Below are 13233 nucleotides of genomic sequence, written 5' to 3' on the forward strand. Positions count from 1 at the left end.
CAGTACTCAATGCTTGAAAAATAACAGTTTGAAGACAGCGTGAATGTTAAAGGTTACTAATGATTTTATATGTCTGTAGTTATGTAATAAGAACCCCTTTTTTATCAGAGACAAGAATTGATATAAAAGAAATGGGTTTGGAGAAATTATCAAATATAGTCAAGAATGTTTATGCTGTTGGTGGGAGTCTCATTATTCATAAAACAGATGCTGATTATTCTGAAGAGAGTGGGCGATTGGCATATAGTGATATTGATAGTTACACCATGATTTGTGATTCAAAATATGGTTATTTGTTTGGATGTAGTATTAGCGAAAATGAAGAATATCCTGAAGGTACTTATTTGCGTCTTGTGAACAGAGAAGCTAAATATCCTGATAAATTTTATATATTTGAGTCACATGAAGATGAGTGGCAAGCGAAATATGTGAATCAAGATTTAGACTTAGTCTTAAATTTATTTAAAGATATTTATAAATATGGCGAATTATCATTCGAGTCAAAAATTATGTTTGATTAGTCAATTAGAGTTTTACTCAATATTTAATAGTTAAAAAATTAGCTCCTTGATGGAAAAATCAACCTTTATGAATAGTATTAAAAATAAGGAAGCCTATCAAAAAGCATTAGCTCATGTAATTCAACATGCTGAATTTAGTGAAAATACAGTTAGTTTGATTGACTATATTACTAATAATAAAGGTGATGTACCATTTTGTATAGGAATGTTAGGGAATTACGCTGAAGCTAATGCAATGGTATCTTGGTTTCGTGACAATGACTTAATTGGTTTTAAGCAATGGTGTTTTATTGCTGCTAAACTGAATCGTATGGTATTTCAGTTTGATGCTATAGAATGGTTTCCTGCTTATAAACATTTATATGCTTTATTATCAGATAATGAGGAAATCATTTCTTGGTATGGTCAGCACCGAGTCTCGTATGATCGACAAGGCTCAATTAAAGACCGCGACAATCCACGTAAGCCAGATTTTCATGGATATCAGTTGATATTAGCTCTTAATGATGAGTGGGATCAATTACGTGAACGTTGTGAACTCATTTTACAAACTGATTTAAAAAAGGATAAAAAGTATTTAATTGACCATCGTTTTTATCTTGCCTTAGCCAATGGTGATAAGAGTGAAATGGAAAATGTTTTGACTGAGTTAACTAGTCCAAAAATTGCCAAAGTCCGTAATTCTGAATTTGCATTTACTTTTACTGAGCATTTTATTGCGACTCATGCTGTAATTTATAGCAAATTAGCATGGAGAAATGGATATCAGATAAATATAGATACACCTTGGATACCTAAAGAATGGTTGTCTGTAGAGCCTTTACCTGAATATCCCGAACCTTGGGAATTTATGCGTGAATTTGATATTTTCACTCCTTTTGACGGTGAATGGAAAGATTGGTCACCTTAAAGAAATAATACATAAGCGCTGAAAATTTGGCGATGTCCAATAGAAATAGTGGACTAAGCATCAGTAAATTTCACTATTGTTCTAAAAGAAAGCTCATCGATAGGTGAGCTTTTTTATTACACATTGCTTGAAAAATATACACAAACCTCTTTAAAACGAGTTGGAACGCTACAAACGCGGATGCTAATTTGAATTCCACTCTTCCCAATAAGTGAGGTGAGCAATGAAATTGTTAGCTTTGATTAGCATGGGAGTTGCAGCAAGTTATTGGTATAAAACTATAAAAGGTAGCAAGCCAGCTCTTCTGAAACCAACTTTTGATGAAATAGTAAAAAACTTTGTATTAGCAGAATTTAAAGTCTAATGCATATTCTTAAATTTAGTTAAATAAAAAGCTCATCGGAAGATGGGCTTTTTTTATTGTAGTAGTGTTTATTTATTTTATTGTTGACTATTAAAATTTAAAAATATATTTTGCCGTTTTTGTTTTTCAATTCAACGAACTAAGAAATTATGAATAAATATCTTATGCTAACTCTTCTTACAACATCTACTCTTTCTTTGACAGGTTGTGCGCAAATGTTTCCTGCTCAAGCTACCAAACTTGAAAATGGAAATTATATGATTCAAACCACTTCTAATATTTTAGGTTCTAATGAAGCAATGGAAAACAAAGTAAACAAAAAGGCTGAAACCGTTTGTGCTGGTAAAGGCTTTAGTGAAATAAATAATAATCATCAAACTCATAGCCAACAAGTTTATACAGCTCAAGTAATTACAACAGGCACATATAAGACCTTCAATAAGACGATTAAATGTAATTAACCACTTTTATTGATAGCAATTGAACCCACTTTGGTGGGTTTTTTTAAAGGTGGTTTTTAATTTGTAGAAAGTGTTATAAATTTGAACCCGACTAAATAAAGATTATTAGTGGGATTTTTATTTTATAAAGTAGATGGCTTCTAAGTCCTTCTTAAAAAAAACAATAATCCAAAACAAAATATAAATACAATATACCAAGTGTCTCTTACGAGTTGATAGTCGCCTATACTTTGTAGTATTTCAAATATAGGTCCACATGCAAATATTGATACCCGTACATATCCTGCAAGTGTAATGCCCCAGTCATCAAGGTCAAGTTTACGTTCTGGTTTTTGACCAGTTGATTTTCTTTTGATCCATTTTAAGAATGACTTATAGTAAAAATATAAAGCTCCCATCCCCACAATCATTAGTATAAGTGTGTCGAGGGGACCACTATAAGAGGAGCTTCCCATTCTTGGGCTTATATGTATTGCAGCTAATCCATGTAGTGATGTAGACAATAATATTAATAATGCACTTAATTTTTTTATAGTAGTAAATATAACTTAACTCAACATAGATTTTAGGAAATTAAAGGAAAAGATTAATTTATGTAAAAGTGAACCAGTATTGTAAGTGCTTTGCTAGAGGTTTTACAGAGTAAAAAGCTTACTTTAGTTTGGTATTGGCGGAGTTTCTTTTTTTGAAAATTCATATTTATAATTGATAAATTTTGAGATATTTAAATTTATCATAGTGTTAATATAAGTAGGTTTAATATTAATCAAGTGTAATATGTATTATATGAATAAATTGTATAAGAATGAATCTCCAGAAATGATTCTAGCTTTTGAGAGTGCCATAGGTACATTTAAATACTTTTGGCGTGAACTTTATTGGGAATATCGGCGAATTGTTCCTGCTCTAGAACTGGCTTATGTGAAGTGTGCATTTATCCAAGAAAACCCTGAAGATACAAATCAACCTTTGATTGAGTATATGTGGATTGATCAAGTTGATTTTAATGGCAGTACAATTTCAGGAACTTTGTTAAACGACCCTTATATTATTGATAATGTGCAAGCTGGTGAAACAGTAAAGCTTCAATTTGAGTCTATAGTTGATTGGATGTTTCTATCCAATGGCACTGTTCATGGTGGGTTTACGATTCAAGAGTATCGTAAAACTTTAAATGCAATAGATCGTAAAAAATATGATGAGGCGTGGGGGATTGATTTTGGCAACCCTGATGAAATTTTCCTAGTTTATGACCAGAAAAATTTTCCTGAAAATTTAGACGAACATCCTATGTGTAAGAGTATTTTGGATCAGTTCATAAACATTATAAATACAGATCCTACAATCATTAGTGAAAAGGACGAAAGTAGTAATCAATTATTACATCGTGAAGTTATAGCTGGTAATTATTTATTTGTTCAAGAGCTTTTAAGGTTGAATACCAATAAGTTGGAAGTGAATAACCAATCAATGACTCCTTTAGATTTGGCTCATAAGATGGGGTGGACTAATATTTTAAATTTACTTAAGTAATGTCTACTCACACTCTCTAATGGAAGCTTTTTAATAGGCGAAATTTGAGAAAAATAAAATCGGCTTTGATCCTAGTAAGAATAAGCTCATCGGAAGATGGGCTTTTTTTCAATCTATCAATTCCATACAAAAGTCATTTATATTGTATATTTTTCAATCAATTAAAATATATTAATTAAAATTAATATATTGTTTTATAATACTTTTTATCGGAAAATTTTACCAAAAGTTAAAAAAATCTTTATTTTAAATGATGAGGTTAATGGAAACCTCTTAAATAAAATAAAGGAAATAAAATGGATATTTTAAAATTAATCGGCGGGAATCTACTCGCTGTGGCTTTTATAACGGGAACACAGACAGCACATGCAGAATTTAAACGGTTTTCCGTATCTGCTGGATGGTTGCATGTCATGCCACAAGGGAAAGCAAATCCATTCAATATAAATACTGCTGTAGCAAATGGAACCACTGCCAAAGTCGGAACTATTTCTACTTCAGCATTTATGAAATCAATAGACCCTAATGCAACATTATCAACTGGGGAAAATGCCAAAGAAGTTCTCGATATGGTATTTAGTCATCCAGTCGATGAAAACGGCAATCAACAACAATCGGTTGGTCAGTTATTAGGGCTTGTAGATGAAAATGATATGGTTTCATCTGATATAACGGGTACAGCAACCATTAAAGGTCTAGAGCAATGGGAAGGCAAAGGTACAGGGCTTGAAGCAGAAGATGTAGATACATTGGGCTTAATGTTCAATTACTATATTAATGAGAACGTGTCTTTACAGTTAATCGGTGGGATTCCTCCAAAAGTTGATATTAAGGGGAAAGGAGAAATCAACGCGCCATTATCTGGTTTTGCAAATCCTGAAGGGTTAGCAGCTTTAGTAATTGGAGATAAATTAGACTTGCTGCAAGATATTCCAATCACCAATCTTGGTAATAAATCGAAAGCTGCTACGGTACGTGCATGGACTCCAGCATTAGAAGCCCAATATCAATTCGGTAAGTCGGGTGTAAATAAGTTCCGTCCATATATTGGTGCTGGTGTTATGTATTCACGTTTCTCTAATATAAAGTTAAACGACCAAATCAACTCAGACTTAATTGCTGCGGGACACATGATTCAGAATGTGCTAGATAACAATGCTGGAGCTGCGTTAGATGGTAAAACCTCAAGTGCAAACCCTTATGTTCGAGTGAAAACGACTGATGCGATTGCTCCAATTGTGAGTTTGGGTGCTACTTATGACATTACACCAAATTGGTATGCTGTTGGTTCAGTGTCCTATGCAAAGTTAAATAACCGAGCAAATATTGATGTGATTGATAGCAAAACAGGTAAGCAGTTAATTCATGCCTCAACCAAAGTTGATATTGATCCTTTAATTACTTATTTGGGTGTAGGCTATCGCTTTTAATATTTTTCTGTAAATCAACCGTATTCATTACGGTAAAAAAAGCCCTGCTAAATATTGATTATTAGCAGGGTTCGATTAAAGAATGAGAGCAAATAAATGATTACTTAAACCACTTTTTGAACCTTTTGCGCCTTCGGTAAAGTTGGCTTTCTTCCTAAATACAACGCAATCACGGCACCAATAAAGGTAAGAATACAGAGTGGTAAAAGTGACACAGGGAAACTACCCGAATAATCTTTGACTATACCCATAATAGAGTTCATAAGCCCAGTACCGATATGCGCAATCGTATTTACTGCTGCAATACCTACAGCCACTAAAGTAGGCGGTAAGCGCTCAGAAACCAACGCCCAGAAAGGACCTTTAATGGCATAGTTACCCATCAAAACGAGTGAGAATAAAAGCAAGCTCAATGTTAAAGATGATGTGAAAAGAGTAAGAAGTAAACCAAAACTCGTCACAAACAATGGAATAGCTGTGTTAAGGCTCTTATTACCACTTTTATCGGCATGTACGCCCCAAACAATCATGAAAGCGGCAGCTAAACCGAACGGAATCATATTTAAAAGACCCGTCTGCATGGCAGTTAGATGGAAGGCTTTTAAAATCTGAGGCATCCATAACGATAAAATATTGCTGGTTGCCGAGCTTCCTGCATAAATAATCGCGAAGAACCATAAATATTTATTGGTAATTAGAAGCTTAAACTTACTTTTTTTCTGTTCTGCACTGTCTTGTTTTTCAGTATTTAATAATTGGTTCTTTTCAAAAGTTAAGGTGTTCGATAGCCATTCTCTTTGTTCGGAACTTAACCATTTTACTTGATTCGGATTATTTGGAAGCCAAACTAAACACAATATACCAAGCAAAATTGCAGGTAATGCCTCAAAAATTAAAAGAACTTGCCATCCACTTAAACCAACTAAACCATGCAAGCCTAATAGTAAGGCAGATAATGGTGAACCAATAAAATTAGATAAAGGAATGGCAACCATAAATACGGCAACAATTCGGGCCATATATCGCTTAGGGAACCATAACGTTAAATACAGTAATACGCCCGGGAAAAATCCTGCTTCGGCCGCACCAAGTAAAAACCGTGAAATTGCATATGAGATAGGGCCAGTAATAAAAGCGGTACAGAAACCGACAATACCCCAAGTAATCATGATTCTGGCGATCCAGATACGTGCGCCTAGCTTTTCCATGGCGATATTACTTGGAATTTCAAATATGACATATGCAATAAAAAATAAGGTGGCACCGAAACCGAAGGCAGTAGCAGTTAAACCAATTTCTTGGTTCATGGTTAATGCGGCAAAACCAATATTTACCCGATCAATATAGGCAATGAAATAACAAAGAATGAGGAAGGGAAGAATACGAAAAGAAAGTTTACGGATGGTTGACTTTTCTACTTCCGATATAGCGATATCATTTTTCATACATACTCCTTATGTACGTGAGAAACCAAACAGCTTGGTCGGGTTCTGATTTAAAATTAAACATTGCTCATGTTTATCAAACACAATTTTTTTAAAGGCATGAATCGCGTCTTCATAAGTCATATATGATTCATGTTGGGTATGGGGCCAGTCACTTCCCCAAACGAGCTTATGTAAAAAACCTTTGTCTTTTAAAATGTTATAGGCTCGTTGGGTAGTATTTATGTTGTTTTGAGTAGTACCCAAACGATAGAAACCAGACACTTTAATCCAGTGCTGTTTGACATTAAGCAAGCTTAAAAACTTTTGATAATCTGGATCATTAATCCCTTTAACACGGTCAACTCGACCAAAATGGTCAATCACCACATCAAAGTTGTATTCACTTAATTGAGGTAAAAGCTGAACTAAATATTTCGGTGGCGCATGTATTTCAACTTGCCAGTTGAGGCTTTCCACATTTCGTAAAAACTTTTTCCATTCAGGCGTATTTAACGTAGGAGGGTTAAGACCGAATAGATTTAAACGAACACCAACGATGCCTTGTTCTTTGAGTTGTACTAACTCGTCAAAAGCAGTGGTCTGTTGAACAACAGCAATCCCTTTTAAACGCTCAGGGTACTGCTGAATAGCATTTAGCATTGTTTGGTTATTGGTGCCCAGAAAGCTAGGTTGAACCAAAACACCATGCGTGAAATTATGTTCATCAAGATGAGAGATAAAACCTTGCACAGTTGCATCATAATTAGGTGTATAGCGCGCTGTTTCGATACTGTGGTCCTGTACCGAAAAAACATGTGCATGTGTATCTATACAGTTCATTTTTATCTCACATTACAATTTTTAAAGCGAAAATAGCGATTAAAGCGGCAATGACTCCTACAGGAATTGCTTTAAATAACAGTTGATTAAAGAATTTAGTTTTGTCGATGTCTGCTGGAGCTGAAGCCATAATAAGGCTACCGCCAGAAGAGAAAGGAGAAATCGCTGTAGATTGAGCGCCAACCACAATACAAATAAAGAGCATTAGTGGATTTAGGCCAGAACTCAAAGCAAGAGCTGGAACAATGGGGAATAAGGTCGGAGCAACTACGCCGAGAGTGCTTGAAAATACAGACATAATGGCACTGATCAGACATAAAAGTACTGGAATGACCCAGACAGGAACGTTGTGTGCTAACCATTCTGAAAGTGTCGTAATAATGCCAAGTTTTACACCTAATGAGATGAGCATACCGACACCGCAAATCATGATCAGTGTTCCCCAAGGCACAAGTGCAACCACCTTTTTTTCATCGGCAAGTTTCATGAGTAAACTGATGATTGAAAAAGTAATAGCAAGGAAAGCTATATCAATTTTAGAGTTTAAAAAGCTGATGGTTTTTGCATCTGGGAAAACAAGGTGCAATATTGGAAAAACTAAAACAATCGACATCATTAAAACTATAAGGAAGATGGACTGTTTCTGCTTTTGATCGAATGGCTCAGGCTTTTGATCTTCAATAACGATAGAGCTGCTTTTTCTATTCCACAGTGTATAAATTCCCAACACCATAATTGGAATAATCAAAGTGATAATAAAAATTCCACTGCTATATGAAAAAGCGGTTTGTGAGCTAATACCAGTATTTTCCATTAAGCTTCGGAAAATAATGCCGCTTTGTGATGTCATAAAATTTGCGCCAGCTAAAGCGCCGTAATTTGCAGCCATTCCACCAATAATCATATTCATATTGGTCTTTCTACAAAGCAGTAGCGTAATGGGTGCCATAAATGCGAGTACGGTATAAAAACCAGCGCCTAGACTTGCGATAATAGTTGCTGCAAAAAAAATCTCTAAGGGTAAAAACTGAGGAAATTTACGGCATTTATATAAAAGATGGCTGGCAAGTTTTTCTAAAGCGCCATTTGCTAAAGCAAAGTTATAAAAAAGAGTGACCGATAAAATAATAAAGAAAATTTTGACAGGCCATAGCTCAATAACTTCTGAAGGCTTTAAACCCATCCCAAAGCAGCCAATGAGGTAGGCAAATGCTATTGCAAAAAATCCAATATTGATTTTGGTTTTATAACCTAAACCTATAGATACGGCTAAAGCTATAAGCATCAATGCAGCCATATTATCTTCCTTGATAAATATATAAACATCTAAACATATATATGTTTGGTTTTTTGTATTACATATAACTATGCTAATATTGTCAAATCGATTTCATAATGTTTAACGCAAATGCTTGATGAGACTGCATTTAAAAATTTTAAATTGCCACGATATGAAAAGGTTCGTTGGGAGCTTCAAAAGCTACTGATCCAGTCAAAATGGACAGTTGAAGAGCCTATTCCAAGTGAACAAGAGCTTGCTCAAATGTATAGCGTATCGGTAGGAACCGTGAGAAAGGCGGTTGAAGGACTAGTTGAAGATGGCTTGTTAGTTAAACAGCAGGGCAAAGGTACTTTCCTTAAGCAACCTAACTTTGAAAACTCACTTATTCGTTTTTTTAGATTGCGTAATAAAAAAGGCGAGTTCATTCAGCCACAAGGTCAAATCAAAAAAGTAGAAGTATGTAATGCAATACCAGAGGTAAACGCCGAGTTAGGGCTTGGGCACACTGAAAAGCTTATTTATATTGAGCGTGTTCGTAAGCATGAAGACGTCGTTGTGTTAAGCGAAAGAATTTGGTTGCCTGAACGCTTATTTAAAAATCTGGAAGAAATTCCAATCGCTGAGTTTGGGAATCTACTTTATCCTTTTTATTATCAGCACTGTGGCCAATTTATTTCTTCTGCAACAGAACGGTTAACTTTCGAGAAAAAAATCAAAGATAGCCATTTAAATAATCACCTTGAAGACCCTTTAGTGAAGGTATGCCGTATCGCAAAAAACCTTGAAGGTGTGGCAGTCGAATACCGTGAGTCTTATGGTTTGGCCGATAATTTTCATTATGAAATATCGATTAATTAGTATTTTGAAATGAACTTCGATAAATACAAATTACATTGGAAGTTTGAAGTTAGACTTAGGTTCCGGTGGGCTAGTGCAAAGCCACAGTACCCACTGGCTGAATTATTTTAAAGATTTTATTTAAAAGCTCTTATTTTTTAGTCGTATCCACAGAAACTACAACAGATAGACCTGGGCGCAACAACTTAATATCTTTTTGATTTTCAATAAGCTTGATGCGTAAAGGTAAACGCTGAACAATCTTGGTAAAGTTACCTGTCGCATTGGTCGCCGAGATCGGAGAGAAAAATGCGCCAGTAGATGGAGAGAAGCTGTCTACTACACCTTTTAATTCAACATTATAAGCATCGACATACACAGTGACAGGCTGACCAATTTTAATTTGTTTTAGCTCAATTTCACGGAAGTTTGCTTCTACATAGACTTGATCTAAAGGCACAACGACCATAAGTGGATTACCAGCGCTCACAAAGTTACCTACGTTAGCTGACTTTTGCCCGATCATGCCATCAATAGGTGCTCGAACTTCTGTATAACTTAAATTCAACTTTGCTTTATCAAGTGCCGCTTGTGCTTGTTTTAAAACAGCTTGTTTGGCTTGAACCTGAATTTTATATTGGTTGAGCTGATACTGTGCATCAATCACTTTTTCTTTACTGCTGTCTAAGTCAGCATATTGCTCGGTTAACGTAGTTTTTGACTGTTGTGTAATTAATCTAGACTCAGCACCAAGTGCCTGTAGTTGCTCATAACGCGCTGTATTATCTTTGGTGAGTTTAATTCCAGCTTCTACTTTTCTAAGCTGGGCCTCTGTTTCTCGAATAACAGTCGGTTGTCTTTCTACTGCCAGCTTTGCTTCATTTAAATCAGCTTCAGCTTTAGCATAATTAGATTCTGCTTCAGCTAAAGCAGCTTCATAATCTCTTGCATCAATCCGTGCCAAAAGCTGGCCTTTTTTTACGGTCTGATGATCTTTAATATAAATTTCTTCGATATTTCCAGAGACTTTAGGAGCAATGGTTGAGTACTCTACATCTACACGTGCATCGTCTGTTTCAATAACCGAAGACGGTAAAAATATAAGTTTTAAAACCCATAAAATACAGGCTAAAACAATAATAAATGCAATAACCATAACCCAGTGTTTTTTTAGATATTGCACCTTTGTTAATTTGGCTGACTCGGTCGCAGAGTGATCTTGGGCTTCTAGAGTACTCATAAAGATTTTCCTGAGTTATGACTATTCATTAACTTAATGAGAGCAATGCGTGGTGGATAAGTTCTAACGGGTAATATCAGCATCACAATGAATAAAATTGCAGTAAGGCCAGCTAAAATTAGATATTGATCGCTAATCACTAAAACAGATTGTTGCGCTTGAATCGCAGAATTTAGGGCAGATAAACCGCCTGGAACACGATCTGCACCATTTGCGTTAAGCACAGGCGGAGTAAGCGGATTAAGGACAGGGCCTTGAATATTTTGGAAAACATGTTGCGCGGTATTTTCAATCAACCGTGTTGAATGGTATTCACCGCGGACACGATTGACCCAATCTAATATGCACACACCCAGTACACCGCTAATCGCACGCGGCGTGTTAATCATCGGTGATGCATAAATTGCCATGGTTGGATGAACACTGTTTGTACCCATCATTAAGAGAGAGAGCACGACACAAGTTTGGCCCAAACATGAGATGGCATGCCAAAAGTAAAATTGGTCTTGATTCCAAGTGGTATCGAGTTGACTTGCACCTAAACAACCGGCCATTACCAGAAGTAAACCAAAGCCATGTACATAACGGCTGTCGACCCAAGCTTGATTTAAAACCTTAATAACAATTGGGATATAAATAAATTGTAAGGCCGCAATTTGTAAACCAATCCACATGGTTTGAGTTGGCTTATAACCATGTACAGCGCTTAAGTAATTGAGTGGTAATGTACTGGTTGACATGCCAATAATTACAAAGCAAAACAGGGCAATAACAGCGTAAGCAAAGTTTCGTATTTCGAGCATTTGCGGTTTAATTAATGGCGTTGGATAGCGCCATTCATGTATTAAAAATAAAGGTAGGGTAATGGCACTGATTAAAGCCAAAACACAAATCAATTTTGAATGGAACCAGTCTAAATGATTGCCATGTAAAAGCATGGTACTTAAGCTTGCCACGCCAATAATGGCTAAAATCGCACCTGTCCAATCGTAAGTTTTTATTTTTGAATAATTTAATGGATCTTGGGGAATACCAAAATAAACTAGCGCAGCACTTAGCGCACAAAAGGGAATGGTTTGGAAAAATATCATTTTCCAACCAATCACATCTAAATAAAAAGCTGAGAGTGCAGCACTTAAGTTGGGAAAGAAAGTTGCTGTTAGCGCATAGCAGGCCAAACCCCATAAACGGATTTCTGGCCCTAGAAATCTAAGTGCACAGGCCATGAGTAAAGGAATGGTTAACCCATTGGCAAGTCCTTGCAAGCCACGCAATAAATAAAATATTTCAATGTTGGGACTAAAAGGAATTAAAATGCTAGAGACAAGACAAAGACCTATGGCAAAAAGAAGGACTCTACGCATTGAAAAAATAACGGCCCAACTGGTAGAGAGGATCATGCCAATAATCATGGCACTGGCATAAATACTGCTGACCCAATAACCAGAGTCGACACTAATACCCATTGCACCGCGAATATCGACCAAAGTAATACTGGTAATTCGGTTATTAAATTCGACAGTCATTGCTGCAAAAATTGCACCTGCCAAACCGATGAGTGGTCGTATATTCATCTTTTACCTTAAATTTTAAAAATGAACTCGTTGCATAGAGCAGTTATTGAGCTCAACTGTACCGATCGGTACTGTACTATCTTATTAAAATTACGTCAATTCTCGATTTTGAACTTTTCGATGAGTTACACTAATCATGAAATTTCTAAATATATTTGTAGGTTCGTATGTCTGATTGCATTAAAGCCAATGAGAAAGATCAAAAAATTCTAGATGCAGCAACCAAGTTTTTTCTGATCCACGGTTTTAGTGGCACAACGACAGACATGATTCAAAAAGAAGCTGGTGTTTCAAAAGCCACCATGTATGCTTGTTTTAAAAATAAAGAAGCGATGTTCGCTGCAGTCATTGAACGTCAATGCACCAACATGCAAAAACAAATTATTTTAGTTGAGACGCAAGCTAAAAATTTACGTTCAGCTTTAACCGAGATGGGTAAAACTTATCTCTGCTTTATATTGTCACATTCAGGTTTGGCTTTTTTTAGGGTTTGTATTGCTGAAGCAGTCAGATTCCCAGAATTATCTGAAAAATTCTTTGAACTTGGACCACAAAAACTGGCAAATATTATTGCGGGTTATCTTGAAAAATCGGTCAAACAAGGAGAAATTGAGTTAAGTTCTTCCTCTGAAGCTGCGGCAAATATCTTTTTATCGCTTTTACGAAGTGATGCTCATTTAAAATGTCTGACCCATCCTGATTATTTAATATCTGAGAGTGAAATTAGTATTTGGGTTGAATATGTAGTCGATTTATTTTTAAAGAATATGAGTTATCAAGAAAATAAAAGCTCTACATAAAAGTGATAAAACGA

Annotated in this window: 14 protein-coding genes; 8 read left to right on the forward strand and 6 right to left on the reverse strand. The window is 35.6% G+C overall.

The window, feature by feature from the left end; genetic code table 11:
* Positions 1–59: 59 nt before the first annotated feature.
* The 4 genes from ABFY81_RS01165 to ABFY81_RS01180 all read left to right on the forward strand — a co-directional run bounded on the left by ABFY81_RS01165 (position 60) and on the right by ABFY81_RS01180 (position 2256).
* On the forward strand, positions 60–521 hold the full coding sequence (locus ABFY81_RS01165) for a hypothetical protein (protein ID WP_108010655.1): 462 nt from the start codon (positions 60–62) through the stop codon (positions 519–521).
* A 67-nt stretch (positions 522–588) separates the two neighbouring features.
* Positions 589–1431: an Imm49 family immunity protein gene (locus ABFY81_RS01170; RefSeq protein WP_108010653.1), complete on the forward strand. Its 843-nt coding sequence runs from the start codon at positions 589–591 to the stop codon at positions 1429–1431.
* A gap of 223 nt (positions 1432–1654) precedes the next feature.
* The gene (locus ABFY81_RS01175) at positions 1655–1795 is read left to right on the forward strand and encodes a hypothetical protein (protein WP_347912831.1); all 141 of its coding nucleotides are present in this window, start codon (positions 1655–1657) and stop codon (positions 1793–1795) included.
* Positions 1796–1944: 149 nt separating this feature from the next.
* The gene (locus tag ABFY81_RS01180; protein WP_240281838.1) at positions 1945–2256 is read left to right on the forward strand and encodes a hypothetical protein; all 312 of its coding nucleotides are present in this window, start codon (positions 1945–1947) and stop codon (positions 2254–2256) included.
* 140 nt (positions 2257–2396) lie between these two features.
* Here the strand turns inward: ABFY81_RS01180 and ABFY81_RS01185 are convergent, their stop codons facing one another.
* Positions 2397–2801, reverse strand: coding sequence for a putative four-helix membrane protein (locus ABFY81_RS01185; RefSeq protein ID WP_346790609.1), 405 nt, complete (start codon positions 2799–2801; stop codon positions 2397–2399).
* Between the two features lie 274 nt (positions 2802–3075).
* On the opposite strand from ABFY81_RS01185, the gene ABFY81_RS01190 reads away from it, so the two are divergent.
* A complete protein-coding gene (locus tag ABFY81_RS01190) occupies positions 3076–3789 on the forward strand; it encodes a DUF2314 domain-containing protein (RefSeq protein WP_347913402.1) in 714 nt (237 codons plus the stop codon).
* A 296-nt stretch (positions 3790–4085) separates the two neighbouring features.
* Positions 4086–5219 carry an OmpW family outer membrane protein gene (locus tag ABFY81_RS01195; protein WP_346789598.1) on the forward strand — a complete coding sequence of 378 codons (1134 nt, stop codon included), beginning with the start codon at positions 4086–4088 and terminating at the stop codon, positions 5217–5219.
* A 104-nt stretch (positions 5220–5323) separates the two neighbouring features.
* Here the strand turns inward: ABFY81_RS01195 and ABFY81_RS01200 are convergent, their stop codons facing one another.
* Genes ABFY81_RS01200 through ABFY81_RS01210 form a run of 3 tightly spaced genes read right to left on the reverse strand, consistent with a single transcriptional unit; the run spans position 5324 to position 8783 of the window.
* Positions 5324–6664, reverse strand: coding sequence for an MFS transporter (locus tag ABFY81_RS01200; RefSeq protein WP_347912832.1), 1341 nt, complete (start codon positions 6662–6664; stop codon positions 5324–5326).
* Between the two features lie 9 nt (positions 6665–6673).
* A complete protein-coding gene (locus ABFY81_RS01205) occupies positions 6674–7486 on the reverse strand; it encodes an amidohydrolase family protein (RefSeq protein WP_347912833.1) in 813 nt (270 codons plus the stop codon).
* A gap of 7 nt (positions 7487–7493) precedes the next feature.
* The gene (locus ABFY81_RS01210; RefSeq protein ID WP_134263572.1) at positions 7494–8783 is read right to left on the reverse strand and encodes an SLC13 family permease; all 1290 of its coding nucleotides are present in this window, start codon (positions 8781–8783) and stop codon (positions 7494–7496) included.
* A gap of 111 nt (positions 8784–8894) precedes the next feature.
* Between ABFY81_RS01210 and ABFY81_RS01215 the strand changes: the two genes are divergently transcribed.
* A complete protein-coding gene (locus ABFY81_RS01215) occupies positions 8895–9626 on the forward strand; it encodes a GntR family transcriptional regulator (RefSeq protein WP_134263571.1) in 732 nt (243 codons plus the stop codon).
* A 130-nt stretch (positions 9627–9756) separates the two neighbouring features.
* Here ABFY81_RS01215 and ABFY81_RS01220 read toward each other — a convergent pair whose 3' ends face one another.
* Both ABFY81_RS01220 and ABFY81_RS01225 read right to left on the reverse strand, forming a co-directional pair.
* Positions 9757–10845 (reverse strand): HlyD family secretion protein, encoded by a 1089-nt coding sequence (locus ABFY81_RS01220; protein WP_347912834.1) that lies wholly within the window; start codon positions 10843–10845, stop codon positions 9757–9759.
* The gene (locus ABFY81_RS01225) at positions 10842–12419 is read right to left on the reverse strand and encodes an MFS transporter (RefSeq protein ID WP_347912835.1); all 1578 of its coding nucleotides are present in this window, start codon (positions 12417–12419) and stop codon (positions 10842–10844) included. The genes ABFY81_RS01220 and ABFY81_RS01225 overlap by 4 nt, the downstream gene beginning before the upstream one ends.
* Before the next feature lie 167 nt (positions 12420–12586).
* On the opposite strand from ABFY81_RS01225, the gene ABFY81_RS01230 reads away from it, so the two are divergent.
* Positions 12587–13219 (forward strand): TetR/AcrR family transcriptional regulator, encoded by a 633-nt coding sequence (locus tag ABFY81_RS01230; RefSeq protein WP_347912836.1) that lies wholly within the window; start codon positions 12587–12589, stop codon positions 13217–13219.
* Positions 13220–13233: the final 14 nt, after the last annotated feature.

Source organism: Acinetobacter sp. WA-87, from assembly GCF_039938935.1.
Classification (GTDB): domain Bacteria; phylum Pseudomonadota; class Gammaproteobacteria; order Pseudomonadales; family Moraxellaceae; genus Acinetobacter; species Acinetobacter seifertii.

What these genes read in the sequence shown, in the direction of transcription:
- ABFY81_RS01230 (WP_347912836.1), top strand. Translation starts at nt 12,587, where the DNA reads ATGTCTGATTGCATTAAAGCCAATGAGAAAGATCAAAAAATTCTAGAT.
- ABFY81_RS01220 (WP_347912834.1), bottom strand. Translation starts at nt 10,845, where the DNA reads ATGAGTACTCTAGAAGCCCAAGATCACTCTGCGACCGAGTCAGCCAAA.
- ABFY81_RS01170 (WP_108010653.1), top strand. Translation starts at nt 589, where the DNA reads ATGAATAGTATTAAAAATAAGGAAGCCTATCAAAAAGCATTAGCTCAT.
- ABFY81_RS01165 (WP_108010655.1), top strand. Translation starts at nt 60, where the DNA reads ATGATTTTATATGTCTGTAGTTATGTAATAAGAACCCCTTTTTTATCA.
- ABFY81_RS01225 (WP_347912835.1), bottom strand. Translation starts at nt 12,419, where the DNA reads ATGAATATACGACCACTCATCGGTTTGGCAGGTGCAATTTTTGCAGCA.
- ABFY81_RS01205 (WP_347912833.1), bottom strand. Translation starts at nt 7,486, where the DNA reads ATGAACTGTATAGATACACATGCACATGTTTTTTCGGTACAGGACCAC.
- ABFY81_RS01180 (WP_240281838.1), top strand. Translation starts at nt 1,945, where the DNA reads ATGAATAAATATCTTATGCTAACTCTTCTTACAACATCTACTCTTTCT.
- ABFY81_RS01210 (WP_134263572.1), bottom strand. Translation starts at nt 8,783, where the DNA reads ATGGCTGCATTGATGCTTATAGCTTTAGCCGTATCTATAGGTTTAGGT.
- ABFY81_RS01215 (WP_134263571.1), top strand. Translation starts at nt 8,895, where the DNA reads ATGCTTGATGAGACTGCATTTAAAAATTTTAAATTGCCACGATATGAA.
- ABFY81_RS01175 (WP_347912831.1), top strand. Translation starts at nt 1,655, where the DNA reads ATGAAATTGTTAGCTTTGATTAGCATGGGAGTTGCAGCAAGTTATTGG.
- ABFY81_RS01190 (WP_347913402.1), top strand. Translation starts at nt 3,076, where the DNA reads ATGATTCTAGCTTTTGAGAGTGCCATAGGTACATTTAAATACTTTTGG.
- ABFY81_RS01200 (WP_347912832.1), bottom strand. Translation starts at nt 6,664, where the DNA reads ATGAAAAATGATATCGCTATATCGGAAGTAGAAAAGTCAACCATCCGT.
- ABFY81_RS01195 (WP_346789598.1), top strand. Translation starts at nt 4,086, where the DNA reads ATGGATATTTTAAAATTAATCGGCGGGAATCTACTCGCTGTGGCTTTT.